This window comes from Streptomyces sp. NPDC001536 (genome assembly GCF_042894505.1).
GTDB lineage: Bacteria > Actinomycetota > Actinomycetes > Streptomycetales > Streptomycetaceae > Streptomyces.
On record NZ_JBIAVQ010000004.1, the window covers coordinates 63,942 to 78,617 of the forward strand.

12 protein-coding genes and 1 tRNA gene are annotated in these 14,676 nt (G+C 72.7%); 7 read left to right on the plus strand and 6 right to left on the minus strand.

What is annotated here, in order from left to right; translation table 11 throughout:
• Positions 1-19: 19 nt before the first annotated feature.
• Entirely contained in the window at positions 20-520 is a 501-nt protein-coding gene (locus tag ACFY0U_RS13135; protein WP_388634487.1) for a GNAT family N-acetyltransferase, read from the plus strand.
• A gap of 30 nt (positions 521-550) precedes the next feature.
• On the opposite strand, the gene ACFY0U_RS13140 is transcribed toward ACFY0U_RS13135, so the two are convergent.
• Complete coding sequence (locus ACFY0U_RS13140) at positions 551-940, minus strand: hypothetical protein (RefSeq protein WP_388634490.1); 390 nt, start codon at positions 938-940, stop codon at positions 551-553.
• A gap of 205 nt (positions 941-1,145) precedes the next feature.
• Here ACFY0U_RS13140 and ACFY0U_RS13145 point away from each other — a divergent pair, with 205 nt between their 5' ends.
• The 3 genes from ACFY0U_RS13145 (at position 1,146) to ACFY0U_RS13155 (ending at position 5,764) form a co-directional block, all read left to right on the plus strand.
• On the plus strand, positions 1,146-3,539 hold the full coding sequence (locus ACFY0U_RS13145; protein ID WP_388634493.1) for a hypothetical protein: 2,394 nt from the start codon (positions 1,146-1,148) through the stop codon (positions 3,537-3,539).
• Between the two features lie 198 nt (positions 3,540-3,737).
• A complete protein-coding gene (locus tag ACFY0U_RS13150; protein ID WP_388634496.1) occupies positions 3,738-4,148 on the plus strand; it encodes a DUF485 domain-containing protein in 411 nt (136 codons plus the stop codon).
• On the plus strand, positions 4,145-5,764 hold the full coding sequence (locus ACFY0U_RS13155) for a cation acetate symporter (protein WP_388634500.1): 1,620 nt from the start codon (positions 4,145-4,147) through the stop codon (positions 5,762-5,764). The genes ACFY0U_RS13150 and ACFY0U_RS13155 overlap by 4 nt, the downstream gene beginning before the upstream one ends.
• A 221-nt stretch (positions 5,765-5,985) precedes the next feature.
• Here ACFY0U_RS13155 and ACFY0U_RS13160 read toward each other — a convergent pair whose 3' ends face one another.
• The 4 genes from ACFY0U_RS13160 to ACFY0U_RS13175 all read right to left on the minus strand — a co-directional run bounded on the left by ACFY0U_RS13160 (position 5,986) and on the right by ACFY0U_RS13175 (position 11,394).
• On the minus strand, positions 5,986-6,870 hold the full coding sequence (locus ACFY0U_RS13160) for a cellulose-binding protein (RefSeq protein ID WP_388634503.1): 885 nt from the start codon (positions 6,868-6,870) through the stop codon (positions 5,986-5,988).
• Between the two features lie 136 nt (positions 6,871-7,006).
• Complete coding sequence (locus tag ACFY0U_RS13165) at positions 7,007-7,468, minus strand: carboxymuconolactone decarboxylase family protein (protein WP_388634506.1); 462 nt, start codon at positions 7,466-7,468, stop codon at positions 7,007-7,009.
• Between the two features lie 177 nt (positions 7,469-7,645).
• Complete coding sequence (locus tag ACFY0U_RS13170; RefSeq protein WP_388634509.1) at positions 7,646-10,396, minus strand: SUKH-4 family immunity protein; 2,751 nt, start codon at positions 10,394-10,396, stop codon at positions 7,646-7,648.
• An 8-nt stretch (positions 10,397-10,404) separates the two neighbouring features.
• Entirely contained in the window at positions 10,405-11,394 is a 990-nt protein-coding gene (locus ACFY0U_RS13175) for an SMI1/KNR4 family protein (RefSeq protein WP_388634512.1), read from the minus strand.
• Positions 11,395-11,706: 312 nt separating this feature from the next.
• Here ACFY0U_RS13175 and ACFY0U_RS13180 point away from each other — a divergent pair, with 312 nt between their 5' ends.
• Positions 11,707-12,258 carry a YwqJ-related putative deaminase gene (locus ACFY0U_RS13180; RefSeq protein WP_388634515.1) on the plus strand — a complete coding sequence of 184 codons (552 nt, stop codon included), beginning with the start codon at positions 11,707-11,709 and terminating at the stop codon, positions 12,256-12,258.
• A gap of 80 nt (positions 12,259-12,338) precedes the next feature.
• Positions 12,339-12,869, plus strand: coding sequence for an SUKH-3 domain-containing protein (locus ACFY0U_RS13185; protein ID WP_388634517.1), 531 nt, complete (start codon positions 12,339-12,341; stop codon positions 12,867-12,869).
• A gap of 83 nt (positions 12,870-12,952) precedes the next feature.
• Here the strand turns inward: ACFY0U_RS13185 and ACFY0U_RS13190 are convergent, their stop codons facing one another.
• Positions 12,953-14,263 carry a sensor histidine kinase gene (locus tag ACFY0U_RS13190; protein ID WP_388634519.1) on the minus strand — a complete coding sequence of 437 codons (1,311 nt, stop codon included), beginning with the start codon at positions 14,261-14,263 and terminating at the stop codon, positions 12,953-12,955.
• 257 nt (positions 14,264-14,520) lie between these two features.
• Here ACFY0U_RS13190 and ACFY0U_RS13195 point away from each other — a divergent pair.
• Positions 14,521-14,592 (plus strand) — tRNA-Gln (locus tag ACFY0U_RS13195).
• The last annotated feature ends 84 nt before the right edge of the window (positions 14,593-14,676 follow it).

Consider the following 14,676-nt stretch of genomic DNA (forward strand, 5'->3'; position numbering starts at 1 on the left):
GATGCGTACGGTGCCGGACATGGCGGACCTGAGACTGGAACGACTGCGACCGGACCACGCGCGGGCCGTGCTGGCCTTCGAGCGGGAGAACCGGGAGTACTTCGCCCGCTCGATCCCGGATCGCGGCGACGCCTACTTCACCCCGGAGGGCTTCGCCGACCGCCACCGCGCCCTGCTGGACGAGCAGGAATCCGGCGACTGCCACTTCCACGTCCTGCTGGACGCGGAGGGCTCACTGCTCGGCCGCGTCAACCTCATGGATGTGGCGGACGGCTCGGCGGAGTTGGGGTACCGCATCGGCGAACGGGCCGCGGGACGAGGGGTCGCCACGGCGGCGGTCGGCGAGCTGTGCCGGATGGCGGGAACGTCGTACGGCCTGACCTCCCTGACCGCGAAGACGACGGCGGACAACACCGCGTCCCGAACCGTCCTCGAACGCAATGCCTTCGTGCTCACCGAACGCATCACCCTGATGGAACGCCCAGGAGTGCGCTACGCGCGCGTGCTCCTCGATCGCTGAGGACAGGGGGAGCACCCGGCCGGCGGACTCTCACCGCTCCCGGTCGAACCAGGCCGTCGACTCCGGCAGGAACAGCAGCACGACGACAGGCACCCCGAGCACGACCCGCACCGCGGCATCCAGAAACAGTCCCACCCCCACCGGCTCGCCCAGTTTCATGACGGTCGGCAACACCATGAACACCATCAGCACGATGGTCGTCGTCCGCACCCCGCCGCGGGCACTCCCGTCGTAGGTGAGGGCGAGCAGCGCACAGACCCACACCAGCATCCAGGGCGCGATCGTCTCGCCCTGCCCATAGGCGGTGAGCCCGTCCGAGAGGGCGAGCATCGAGACGACGCCGCCGACGGCGAGCGCGAACAACAGGATCTGCGCGGCCCGCAGTTGTGCGGGCATCACGGCTTCACGTACGTCGGACATCGACACCATCCCCCGGTAGAGCCCGCATCGTACCCATCCAAGTCCCCGTCCCACGACGGGATTCCGTGGCAGATCCGTCCCCCTCCGAGCTCCAGTGACCTGCGCCTTTCTCCCCACCCCTAGGGCAACCCCCAACCCCCCGTTCCGGGCCGAACCCCCCTGCCGAACGACGCCCCGCCCCCGCCCGTCCCCGTCTCCTGAATCCATGAACCTCGACCGACGTACGGCCATAGCGGCAGGCCTCGGTGCGGCGGCAGCGGCCGCCGCACCCCGAGCCACGGCAACCACCACCCCTCACCACCAGGGCTCCCGCCCCCTCCACGCCGAATCCCCCACCGACACCAACATCCCCACCGCCCGCGACCCCCGCGCCTCCAAAGGCCGCTACCTCTCCCTCCTCACCACCACCGAGCCCCCGCACCCCACCGGCTGGTACGCCACCTACCGCGTCCAAGCCCCCCACCCGGGCCCCTACGCCCTCACCGCCATCGCGACCGCCCCCGTCGAGACCCCGCACACCGAGACGACCGCCTCCTACCTCCAACTCTCCGTGAACAAAGGCGAGTTCACCGAGCTCGCCCGCTCCCAGCCCCACTGGTACGAGTCCCCGCCCGCCTGGGGCGACCTCTCCGCCCTGGACCTCGGCACCGTCGACCTCCGCCGCGGCGACAACACCCTCACCTTCCGCGTCACCGAGCCCACCGTCCTGGACGACACCGTCGCCTACGCCCTCTCCCTGGACCGCATCACCCTGCGCCCGCTCCACCCCCACCCGGCCCCACCGGCCCTCCGCGAGGCAACCGTCCCCCGTCGGCGCGCCCCGCACCCCGCCCACCTGCACCTCACCCTCGACGGCCCCGCACCCCACCCGGTCCCGGTCCGCTACACGGTCACCGACTACTTCGGACACCGCGCCACCAGCGGCCGTACGACGATCCCCGCGGGCGCGACCACCACGACCGTCGCCCTCCCCACCGATCTCCCCGCCGGCCACTACCGCGTGACAGCCGAAACCGACCACCCCCTGACCCCCGCCCTCACCACCGCCTTTGCCCGCCTCCCCTCCACGGCCCCCACCCCTACCGCCCCCTTCGGCGTGAACCTCTGGGCCTCCTCCCTCCTCCCGCCCTCCCGCCTCCCCGAATTCGCCGCCGCCCTCAGGGACATGGGCGCCACCTGGGTACGGGACGGCCAGTCCTGGCCCGCCGCCGAGCCCGTCCCCGGCACGTACGACACCGCTCACCACGACCGCACGACCCGCACCCTCCGCGCCCACGGCCTGGCCGTGCTCGACGTCCTCTCGCCCGCCCCGGAGTGGGCGATGACCGACGCCTCGCTCCCCCTCCCCGCCGACCTGCGGCACGCCCACCGCTACGCCCGCCGTCTCGCCGCCGCCCGCCCCGAGGCGCTCCAGCTCTCGAACGAACCCGACGTCGACACCACCTTCAGCACCGGCGACGCGCACGCCGCGTTCGTGAAGGCGGCCGCGCTCGGGGTCAGGGACGCGGCGGACCGGCCGCCCCTCGTCGTGCTCCCCGGGTTCGCCCAGTCCGGCCCCTTCCAGGACCTGGTGCTCGCCAACGACGTCGTGCGGTACGCCGATGCCTGGGCCTTCCACGGCTACCCCGACCCCGCGCAGGCAGGCGAGCCGGCCGTCCCCGGCGCCTCGGAGGAGCAGCACGCGCTCGCCCGGCGTCACGGGGCGAGGGTGCCGCTGTGGATGACCGAGTGCGGGGCGTTTCTCACGGCACGACCGCGACGGGACCTCCCGTACGCCCGACAGCGGCGGCAGGCACGCTACTTGGTGCGGTCGTTCGTCGAGGGGTTCGCCGCCGGCAATGCCCGCCAGTTCTGGTTCGCGGGACCGCCCCTCCACGACGACGGCGTGTACTTCGGCCTGTTCGGCAGGGACTTCGCACCGCTCCCCGCCTACAGCGCCTTCGCCGCGCTCACTTCACTGCTCGGCGCCGCCCACTACGCCGGGCCCGCCGAACAACTCCCCGCAGGGACGCGCGGGTTCGTCTTCGACAACGGGCGCGGTGAGCTGGTCACCGTGGTGTGGGCGGAACGGCCCGTACGGATCGGCACGACCATCGCGTACGACATCATGGGCCGCCGTCTGCCCGGCGGCACCGTGACCGTCTCGCTCGACCCCGTCTACCTGCTCACGCCGGGCGCGCGGACCGCCGTAGCCGCCACTCCCCCTGCCCGACCCCACCTCTCCCCCGCCGAACACATCGTGCTCAGCCAGCGCTACCCCGCCCGCAACGCCGCGCCCGGCAAACAGGACGGGGACGCGCCGGCGCCGTACGGGTACCGGCTCGGGCGGCGTACGCGCATGGCCGTCGACGTCTACAACTTCGGTGCCGAGGCCCGGTATGTGACGGTCGAGCCGGCGGCGATGAGCGACGGCTGGTCGGTGCGGGCGGTCGGCGACGCCCGCGTGCGGGTGGCCGCCGGAGGACGGGTGGGCGTCGGCTTCACGGTGCGGGCCGGACGGGCCACGCGACGACGGAAGGACGTACGCCTCACCTTCCGCGGCAGGCTCGCCGACGGCTCCGACGTACCACCGTCAGTAGCGCTCGTTCACTTGAAGTAGCCGTTCACACCGCTCAAAAATCTGAGTTAATGCGGGTAACACCCGAGGTCAGAGAAGTAAGCGCGTACCGACCAATCAGTTTGGTGAACCCTCTCCCGCATCTGGCTACCAGCGAGTAGCGTGCGTGGCTCCGCTCACCCCACCCCCCAACTCCCTGCGGTCCGCACCGGGCCCCGAGCCACGCAAGGAGCCACCGGGATGTCTTTCGACCCGGCCCCACCGCCCACCTACCCCTGGCAGCCGCCCTTCGCCCCCGAACACGCTCCCGGCCGAGCCCCCGAACACCGTCACCGTCACGAGGCACTCGGACACCACAGCGATCTGCGGATCCTGCGCAGCGCCTACCGCTGGCAACGCCGTGTCGCGACCCTCACCGCGCTCGGCTACTTCGTCCTCTTCCTCATCCTGTCCGCGTTCGCCCCGTCCTTCATGACCAGCCGCATCGGCGACGCGCCCCCGACCGGTCTGCTGCTGGCCCTGTTCCAGCTCCCGATCACCTGGCTGGCGATCGTCCTGTACGAGCGCACGGCGCGGGTCCGCGTCGACCCGCTCGCGGACCGCATCCGCAAGCAGTCCGAGCTGGACGTCAAGCGGGGGGCGACACGATGACGGGACAGACGGGCTTCAGCGACTCGGCGCAGGCGATGTCCCTGGTGGCGTTCTCGGCCACCGCCACGATCACACTGCTGCTGTGCGTGATGACCGGGCCCGACCGGGACGACCTGGACGAGTTCTACACCGGCTACGGCTCCCTGGGACCACTGCGCAACGGCCTTGCCATCGCGGGCGACTACATCTCCGCCGCGACCGTGCTCGGCACGGGCGGGGTGATCGCGCTGTGCGGCTACGACGGGATCGTGCTCGCCCTCAGCACCGCGCTGTCGCTGATGCTGCTGATGTTCCTGCTGGCCGAACCCCTGCGCAACGCGGGCCGGTTCACCATGGGCGACGCACTGGCTCGGCGCATGCCGGGGCGGTCCGTGCGGATCGCGGCGTGCGCGGTGACCCTCGCGGCGCTGCTGCCGCTGATGCTGGTGCAGCTCGCGGGGACGGGGCAGCTGCTGGCCTTCATCCTCGGCTTCTCCGGCGAGGGGCTCCAGACGGGCTGCATCATCGGGCTCGGCGTGCTGATGATCAGTTACGCGGCGATCGGCGGGATGAAGGGCACCGCCCTCATCCAGATCCTGAAGATCGTGATGCTGCTCGGTTCGGGCGCCGTGGTCGCCGTCCTGGTGCTGCAACGCTTCGACTGGAATCCCGGCGCGCTGTTCGACGCCGCCGCCGCGCAGAGCGGGGTGGGGCCGGCCTTCCTGGAGTCGGGACTCCAGTTCGCGGGCGGACCCAACCCCCGCCTCGACATGATCACTTCACAGCTGACGGTGGTCGTCGGCGGCGCCTGTCTCCCGCACGTCACCATGCGCATGTACACCGCCTCCAGCGCCCGCCAGGTGCGCCGCTCCATGTCCTGGGCGGTGTCGGCGGTGGTGCTGTTCGTGCTCGTCATCACGATCGTGGGGTTCGGGGCCACCGCCCTCATCGGACGCGCGGCGATCGCGGAGGCGGACCCGCAGGGCAACACGGCGTATCTGCTGGGTTCCCGGGCGGTGTTCGGCGCGGACGTCTCGACGGCGGAGACCCTGCTGTTCACGACGGTCACCACGGCGCTCTTCCTCACCCTGCTCGCCTCCGTCGCCGGCATGATCCTCGCCTGCGCCAACTCCCTCGCCCACGACGTGTTCGCGGTCCGGACGCGGGAACTCTCGACGCGCCGCGAGATGACCCTGGCCCGGGTCTCGGCGCTGGCCGTCGGCGTCCCGGCGATCCTGCTGGCCACGATGGTGCAGCACCGCAGCCTGCAACCCCTGGTGACCCTGTCCTTCTGCCTGGGCGCCTCGGCGATAGCCCCCGCCCTGGTCTACGGCCTCTTCTGGCGCCGCTACACCCGAACGGGCCTGCTCTGCACCCTGATCGGCGGCTCCCTGACCGTGCTCCTGCTGATGCCGGGCACCAACCTCGTCTCCGGCTCCCCCGTCTCCGCCTTCCCCGGCGCCGACTTCAACTGGTTCCCGTTCACCACCACCGGCCTCGTCTCCATCCCGGCCGGCTTCGCCTTCGGCTGGCTCGGGACGGTGGTGTCGGGGCGGCGCAAGGCGGAGGAGCAGAGGCGGCAGTACGAAGCGGTGGAGGGGTGGATTCTGGCGGGGGCGGTGCGGAGGGGGGAGTGAGCGTGTGCGGCTCGGCGCGCTTTTGCGGCGGGCGGCGCGGGAAGGGCGTGAGCGCGGGGCGCGCGTGCGCGGCGGGGACGGGCGTGCGCGTACGGCCGGGCGCCCCCGTGGCGGGGGCGCGCCGTGGAGAGGGTGCGCCGTGGAGAGGGTGCGCCGTGGAGAGGGTGCGCCGTGGAGAGGGGCGCGAACGTGAGAGTTCGCGCCCCTAGGGTGTGCGCGCCCTACTCTGCCGGCGCGCGCCCCGTCAGTGTCGTCAGGCTGTTGCGTACGAGGTCCATGTGGGCGCGTACGTCGTCCCAGCGCTCCCCGTGCTCACGCAGCACGCGCTCCGTCTCGCGGGCGATCCGGTCGTCCCGTACGCGCGCCTCGGCGAGGATCTCGGCGGCACGTACGCGTGCCTCCTCCTGGCGGTGCCGGGCGGATGCCTCCGCGTCGGCGAACGCCTGCTTCGCCTCGGACAGCGCGGCCTCGGCGCGCCTCACCTGTTCGGCGTGCCGGACGTCGAGCGCCGCGGCGCGCTCGGCCTCCTCGCGCTCCGCCTCGGCCCAGCGGTCGGCGTGCTCCTTGTCCTGTTCGGCGAGCATCCCGATGGTGCGCTGCCGTACCTCGCGCAACGCGGCGAGCGCCTCCGTGCGCCCTTCCTTCACCTCGCGCCGGGCGGCGACGCGGATCTCGTCGGCTTCGGCGCGCGCGGCGAGCAGGCGCTGGCGGGCGCGCTCCTCCGCATCGGCGCGTACGGCGTCGGCATGCGCCTGTGCCGCCTCGTGCACGCTGTTCGCGCGCGCCTGCGCCGCCTCCGCAAGGCGCCGCGCCTCGTGCCGCGCGCTGTCGACCACGGCCGCGGCCTCCTCCTGCCCGAGCTCGAAGAGCCGGCGCGCACGCTCCCCGAGCGTCTCGTACGTCTGCGGAGCGAGCCGCGCGACCCTCTCACGCAACGCCTCGCACTCCGCCTCCATCTCCTTGGCGAGCACAGTGAGGCGGGCGGCCCGCTCCCAGGAGGCGTCACGGTCCTGGGAGAGCGCCGCGGCGTACGCGTCGACCTGTTCGGGGCGGTAGCCACGCCGTACGGCCATGAAGCCGTGGGACGGGACAGGTGTGCCGCTCATCCTGGGACCCCTCTCCATCAAGATGTGTGCGAAATGATGATTTCGCGCACATCTTGATGTATCGGGCAGAAATGTGCATAACGCGACACTCCGCACACAGGTCACGGCCGTCCCTCTGCAGTCGGGCAACCGAGGCTCAGCCCCAGGTGGTGCCCGCCGGCTCCTTGATGGTCGTGTTGACGCGGTTGAACAGGTTCATGAGCGAGACGAAGAGGATCAGTCCGGAGAGCTCCTTCTCGTCGAAGTGGTCGGCCACCTCGTCCCACAGCTCGTCCGGCACGGACTCCTGCGACCGGTCCGAGAGCCGCGTCATCGCCTCGCACAGCCGCAGCGCCGCCCGCTCGGCGTCGCTGAAGAACGGCGCCTCGAACCACGCCGCGACCGCCGCGATCCGCTCCTCGCTCGTCCCGGCCTTCCGCAGATTCAGCACATGCGCGTGCACACAGGCGCTGCACCCGTTGATCTGACTGACCCGCAGTCCCACGAGCTCCGACAGTTCCTGGTCCAGACCGCTCTCGCCGATGGACTGGAAGAGCGTGCCGATGCCTTTCATCGCGCTGGGGAGGACGTACGCCGGGTTCGTCATGCGTGCCTTCATGGTCTGCCTCCTGGAGCAAGTCGTGAGCTGCTGTCACTTCACTGACGGAGCGCGGAAGGCCGATGTGACCGTGCGGGCGGCAAGACTTTCGGCGACCTCCGCGGACAGCGAGAAGCCGGGCCCGGTCGCGATGACCGGGCCCGGCTCCTTGAGATCGGTGTCAGGGAAGGCGAGGCCTCACAGCAGGCCGTCCCACATCTGCTCCAGCAGCACCGACCACCAGCTCTCCGGCGAACCGAGCGCCGCCGGGTCGAGCGAGGCCAGCTGGGCCTGGAAGTCGACGGTCCAACGGCCCGCCTGCTCCTGGTTCAGCCCGAACCTCAGCCGCCACATCCGCCCGAGCAGCGCCAGGCACCGCTGGAACTCGGGCAGCCCCGTGTTCACGAACTGCGGCGGCACCGGCGCACCGCCGGGCCCGGCCTCCACCGGCACGGCGACGATGTTCGCCGTCCCGTACTGCACACAGATCGCCTTGCCGAAGTCACTGCCCATGACGAGGTACGACCCGGCGTCCGCCGCCGGCTGCACCCCGCGCTCCTGCGCCAGTTCGGCGAGCGTGGGCACCGGCCGCCCCGGCTGGGCCTGCGCCCAGAAGAACGGGCCCATGTCCATCGGCAGCCCCGCCGCCACCAGCGAGTGCGCAACCACCGGCGGCACGCCCTGCCGGGAGACCGCGGCCTGCTCGAACCGGAACACCCCCGGCCCGAACGCCCCCGCGATCTCCTGCGCGACGCCCTCCGGCGGAATCGGCGGCGCCGGCTGCACGGGGGAAAGCGGAGCGCGAACGGGCGCCGGACGCGCCGGCCCGTCCGCCACCTGGTGCAACTCGCCCTGGTGCGCCAGCAACTGCTGCATCCCCTGCTGCCGGCTCGCGTGATCCGTGCCGTACGGCGCGATGCTCGCGATCCGCGCCTGCGGCCACTGTTCCCGGATCATCCGCGCACAGTACGCGCCCGGCAGCTCGCACGACTCCAACTCCGTGTGCAGCTCCAGCACCTGGTCCGGCGGGATGTTCATCCCCCGCAGCTCATGGAAGATCTGCCACTCCGGGTGCGGCGTGCCCGGCGCCGAACGCCGGATCAGCTGCTGCTCCGACCCGTCCTGCGCGCGGTAGCGCAGCACGGCCTGATAGCCCGGACCGACGGTCGGCTGTCCCTGCTGCGGATAGCCGTACGCCGGCGGCTGACCGGGCCCGGGCTGACCGGGCGGCGGCATGGCACCGGGGGGCATCCCTCCGGGCGGCATCGGCTGGGGGGCGCCCGGAGCCATACCCGGAACACCGGGTGCGCCGGGGGCTTGCGGCGGCGGGGGCGCGCCGGGGGCGCCCACGGGGGGCCCTGCCAGCATCGTCTCCGCGTGCTGAACCGCGCCGCGCGGGCCGCCTGAAGAGCCTTGCGTGCCGGGCATACCCGGGGCTCCCGGAGGCTGCGGGGCGCCGGGGGCGTGCGGTGCGCCAGGGATACCCGGGGCGCCGGGCGCGCGAGGGGCGCCGGGCGGCATCTGCGCGCCGGGCGCACCCGGCACGCCAGGGGCGCCCGGCGGTTGCGGCGCGCCCCCACCCGGGCCCATGCGCCCCGGGTCGGCCAGCATCGTGGCGGCATGGTGCATACCGCCCGGAGGCGTACCGCCGGGCGGATTCGGCGCACCCGGCGGAGTGGGCGCGCCCGGAACACCCGGTGCGCCCGGAGGCTGCGGCGCCCCCGGCCCGGCAGGCCCGCCCTCCGGCCCGTTGGGACCCAGCGCGGAGACGAGCTGCGTCGGCACATACCCACCCGTCGGCGCACCCGGCGCGGGCGCAGGCGTGGCACCCGGCCGCGCGCCCGGCGCCCCGGGGTTGCCCGGCGGGGGCGGCGTGGTCGAGCCGCCACCCCGACGCGGCGGAGGCGACGCCTTGCTCGTGGCGGCATCGGCGATGTCCCCGGCGTTCGGCGCGAGCGGCCGCTCCGGCGCACCCCCGGGCCCCTGCGGATACCCATAAGAAGGAGGACCCGGCACCGGCGGCGGCGTACTGCCCTGCGGCACACCCGGCGGAGGCGTACCCGGAACCGGCGCGCCCCCCGGAGGAGGCGTACCCGGCGCACCCGGATAGCCGTAAGCCGACCCACCCGGCACAGGCGCGGGCGCACCACCCGGCACCGCACCCCCCGGAGGCGGCGTGCTCCCCTGGGGCGCACCCGGCGCATGCGGATCGTCGAGCGCCGGTGCGAGCGCCGTCGGCGGAAGCTGGCTGCCGCCCGAGATGAGCGCCGTCTTGGCGTCCGGCGTGACGGGCGGCGGAGTGTCGTCGTCGGTACCGCTCAACGGCGGCGAGAACACGGTCGCGGGCAGCGGCACGGAACGGTCGTCCCCCGCATCCGCGTTGGTGTCCGTACCGGCCCACGGCGTGGCCCCGGCAGGCACCCCCGCCGGCACCCCTGCCTGCGTCTCAGGAAGCCCCCCGGACCCGACCCCGGCACCCGCCGACACCCCGGAACCCGAGCCCACGACGCCACCGCCACCGGCACCAGCACCAGCACCGGCCCCGGCCCCGGACCCGGACCGCCGATCCGGAATCCCCATCTGATCCGCCGCCTCCTGCAACCACTCCGGCGGCGTCAACAAGAAGGACGTCTGATTCAGATCGACCCGAGCCGCAGGCGCCGGCGCGGCAGCGGCCGCGTCGTCGGCGGCACGCCCGTACTCCTCCTCGTACCGGCGGATCACCTCACCCACCGGCAGCGAGGGCCACAACGTGGCCTCACCGCTGTCCCGGGCGATCACGAGCCGCTGCGCGCCCCCGTCCGAGCGCGGCCCGTCCGCACGGTCCTCCGCCCAGACGACGAAGCCGAGCTCGAACTCCCGTACCCGCACCTCACGATGCTGGTACGAGGGCACATCCCCGTTGATCCACTCTTCGGCGCGCTCCTGCGCCTGCGCGAACGTCACCATCGGTCAGTTCACTCCCCAGCCCCGGAAACCGGCACGGACCGCGCGAACCCGCCGTCCACCATCAGGTTCGCCACCGTCTCCAACTCGGGCGGATTGCCCGCCAGTCGGGACAGGAAGGCGTCGAAGTCCTCACCGCACGGCAGCAGCAGCCGTTCCACGCGGTCGGCGGGCGGCACGGAGGGATCCACGTCGCGCGCGTCGTCGTAGGCGCAGAACCACACCGATCCGATCCGCTCGCCCTTGACCTTCACGGCCAGCAGTCCGCCCTGGACGAAGCCGACACCGAGGTAGTCCTTGGTCAGATGGTCCCGGAGGCATTTGTTGACGTAGACGAGGTCGTTGACGGCGGCCTCGTCCCGCACGGTGAAGAACGGCTGGTCGACCAGGAGTCCGAGCTCCGGGTCCAGGGCCGCGCCCACGGGGGCGCAACCGCCCGCCGCCTTCAGGAACGACCGGTACGCGCCCGGCAGCCGGTACCCGAGGTCCTCCTCGACGCCCAGCACCTGCGACTCCGAGACCGCCGCACCCGACTTCGGCAGACCGAAGTGCGCGGGCCGCGTCTCCTGCAACGGCCGCGTCCCCCGCTTCCCGTGGTCCACGGCAGCCGTCGCGATACCGCCGTGGTGGCGCAGCAGTGCCTTCACCTCGACGGGCACCAGTTCGAGCCGCCGTGAGCCCACCACGTGGTGCCACGTCCAGCCGTGCGGGGTGGCCACCGCGGGCACGGTGTCCCACAGTTCATGACCGGTCGCCGCGAGGGCCGCGTTCGCCGACACGTAGTCCGTCAGCCGGAGCTCGTCGACGCCGAACCCCTCCGGTGGATCGGCGATCTCCGTGGCGGCACGCGCATACGCGGAGAAGTCCGGATAGCCGTGCTCGTCCACCCGCACCCCCCTGGGGTGACGTGCGGCCCGGACCGGATCCGGGAAATGCACGACCTGCCCGGCGTAGGCCGCGTTCGGCGGCGCGGCTTGCTGCCCGAGCCGACCTGTCGTCATGGCGGTTGCCCCCTGCGGCACTCTGTACGACCCGCGACGACCCGTCCGGTACACCCGGCTCCGACCCGCCCCAGCCCGTATCGACTTCTCCAACGCGTTGACCGCATACATGCGGGTGCCGACAGCCTATGCGGTACGACGACACCGGTCACCGGGCGCCGGTCAGCCGCCTTCCGCTTCCGTGACCAGCCGTCACCCCGTCGTGACAGCCCGCCCAAACCCGGGCGTGTCGCACCGCCCCAGCTTCCGCACCAGCCACGGCATTTGGCACTCTGTGTCGTCCGGGGGGATGCTCGGGAGGGGATGACGATCATGAACACGACGCAGACGGGACCGCACACAGGGCCGCGACCAGCCACGTCCCACGACCCGCGGACGGGAGCGTCCGGCGATCCCCGGATCGGCTGGAGCAGCACCGAGGCTCCCCACACACCCACGCTCCGCCACCGCCGCGACGGCATACTCCCGACCGTCGCCGCCGCCCTCTCCGTCCGCGGCGCCACGCTCACCGGAACCGCCGCCCGCGGCGACCAGAGCCCGCCCCTGCACCCGCTCGTACAGGACTTCCTCGACACCCTCACCTCCGCCCAGCGCGACCGCTTCACCGGCCGCTGCGCCGAGACGATCCTCATCTCCCGCCATCTCGCCGCCGCCGACGAGGCCCGCAGCAGACGCGCCGCCCGCAGACCCATGACCAACGGCGAGGCCCGCAAGGCCCTCAAGCACGCCAAACTCACCGCCCGCCGCATCCGCGAGGACGGCGACCCGCTGCACGGCAGCTTCGCCGCCCCCTGCCGCGCCTGCACCGCCCTCAGCGCCCACTTCGGCGTACGCGTCGTCGACCCGGCGGAGGCCGACGACTGACCCCCACTCCCCCGCGCACGACGAGCACGACGGCCGGCAGGCCGGGCACCACCTCAGCGAACTCGACGATCGAAGGGCAGATGCACCCCGACCGCACCTCCTCCCCCCATCCCGGCTCCGCTCGACCGGGGGGACCCCCGTCGCGCTTCCCCGTGCCCGTCGACGCCGCCCTGCGCGCGGCCGGCTGGCAGCCGGGGCGCTGGGACATCAAGCAGGCCGAGATCTGGGCCGACGCCCTGCGGGAGCACGCCTCCCCCGCGGGCCACCGGCACGCCGTCTTCCCCGCCGCCGTCGAGGCCTGGGCCGAGTTCGGCGGCCTGCACATCACACCCACCGGACCGGGCCGCCAGATCGCCCCCGCGAGCCTGCACCTCGACCCCCTGCACGGCCTCCACATGGCCCGCACCCTCGCCGACCTCGGCCGCGCCCTGGACACCGAGGTCTGTCCCCTCGGCACCGAGACCGAGACCGCGGCGCTCCTGGCCATCGACGCCGAGGGCCGCGCCTACGCCCTCGACCACACCGGCGACTGGTACCTCGGCCCCGACGTCGACCAGGCCCTGGCCGCCCTGGTCGCGGGCATAGAACCGGTACGGCTCACGGCGGGCTGACGTACCGAGAAGTACAAGGAACGAGCGCCCACGACGACCTGACCGGCGCAGCTACGACGGAACAGGCGCCGACAACCGGGTGGTCACGCCGCCGGAATGACCGCCGACACCCGATAACCCCCCGCGTCCGTCGGCCCGGACACGAACACCCCGCCCAGCGCGACGACCCGTTCCTTCATCCCGACCAGGCCGTTCCCCCCGGACGGCAACCGCGCCGAGGACGCCACGGACACCTCCGGCGGCGGTTCGTTCTCCACCTGCATCGCGATCTCGGACACCCGGTGCGCGAGCCGCACATGCGTCTTGGCGCCCGCCGCGTGCTTGTGGACGTTGGTCAGCGCCTCCTGGACGACGCGGTACGCGGTCTGCTCGATGTCGGCGCCGTAGTCGCGGGTGTCACCCTCGACGGCGAGGTCCACGACCATCCCCGCGGCGGCCGACTGCCCGATCAGCTCCTCCAGTTCGGACAGACAGGGCCCGTCCGACTCGTCGGCGGCCCGCGAGGCGGCGGCGGCCGCGGCGACGCCGACGGCGGCGAGCGGCACGGAGTCGGGCGACCGGACGCTCTTGACGCCCTCCCCGCTGCGCAGCACCCCGAGCATCTCGCGCAGTTCGGTGAGCGCCTGGCGTCCCATGTCCCCCACGAGGGCGGCGTTCTTGACGGCCTTCTCGGGGTCCTTGCGGGCGACGGCCTGCAGGGCGGCGGCATGCACGACCATCAGGCTCACCCGGTGCGCGACGACGTCGTGCATCTCGCGGGCGATCCGGGTCCGCTCCTCGCTGCGGGCCCACTCGGCCCGTTCCTCGGCCCGCTCGGCGAGCAGTTGGAGCTCCCGCTCCAGGCTGTCGGCCCGTTCCCGCAGGCTCTCCATCAGCCGGCGCCGGGCACCGACGTACAGTCCGAGGAGCAGCGGGGGCGCGGTCAGTCCGATGGCGATGGTGATCGCGGCGAAGGGGACGAACCAGTCGCCGAGCTCCCAGCCCCCGCGGGTGGTGCCCTGCCGTATCCGCACGAACATCACGATCAGCTGCCCGACCAGCGACATTCCCGCGAGGGAGCCGATGATCCGGCGGGGCAGTTCGGAGGCGGCGAGGGTGTAGAGGCCGACGATGGCCATGAGGTAGCCCATCTGGGCGGGCGTGATGGCGATGGAGACGAGCACGACGGCGATGGGCCACTTCCGCCGTACGAGCAGTGCGGACCCGGCGAGAACGCCGAACACGATCCCCGCGGCCCGGGGGATCCCCGCGTCCCCCGCGAACCGGTACCCCTCCGCCCCGCACTCGACGACGGACGCGAAGGCCAGGCTCACGTCCAGTACGGCACTGCGCCACCGATCCCACCACCAGGGCCCTGGCCGGGCCGCGGCGTGGTCTTCCCCCGTCGTGGTCATGTCTCCAGCCTACGGGCGGGCGGCGCGCGTTTTCCGGTGAGTTTCCGGGATTGGCCTACACCACACAGCGTGACCGTCCGGATGCGAAACAACCCGATATCCCTCGAACTGCCGAATCGCTCACCGTTCAATCCCGGAAGATCGAATTCCGCCCGGGCGACGACGACTTGTACCGTCGCATGAAAGGGGCCCGGTACGGCATAGTGTTGGGTGGCCGCTCGGCGACCTGACCGGATGTCCGGTCCAGTCGAGTTCCATCCCCCGTGGTGTAATTGGCAGCACCGTGGCTTTTGGTGCCATTTGTCCGGGTTCGAGTCCTGGCGGGGGAGCACACGCGCAGATCGGGCCCTGACCGGTGACAGCACCGTCAGGGCCCGCTCCCATGTCCCCCATGAAACGCCCCGGTATCCTGC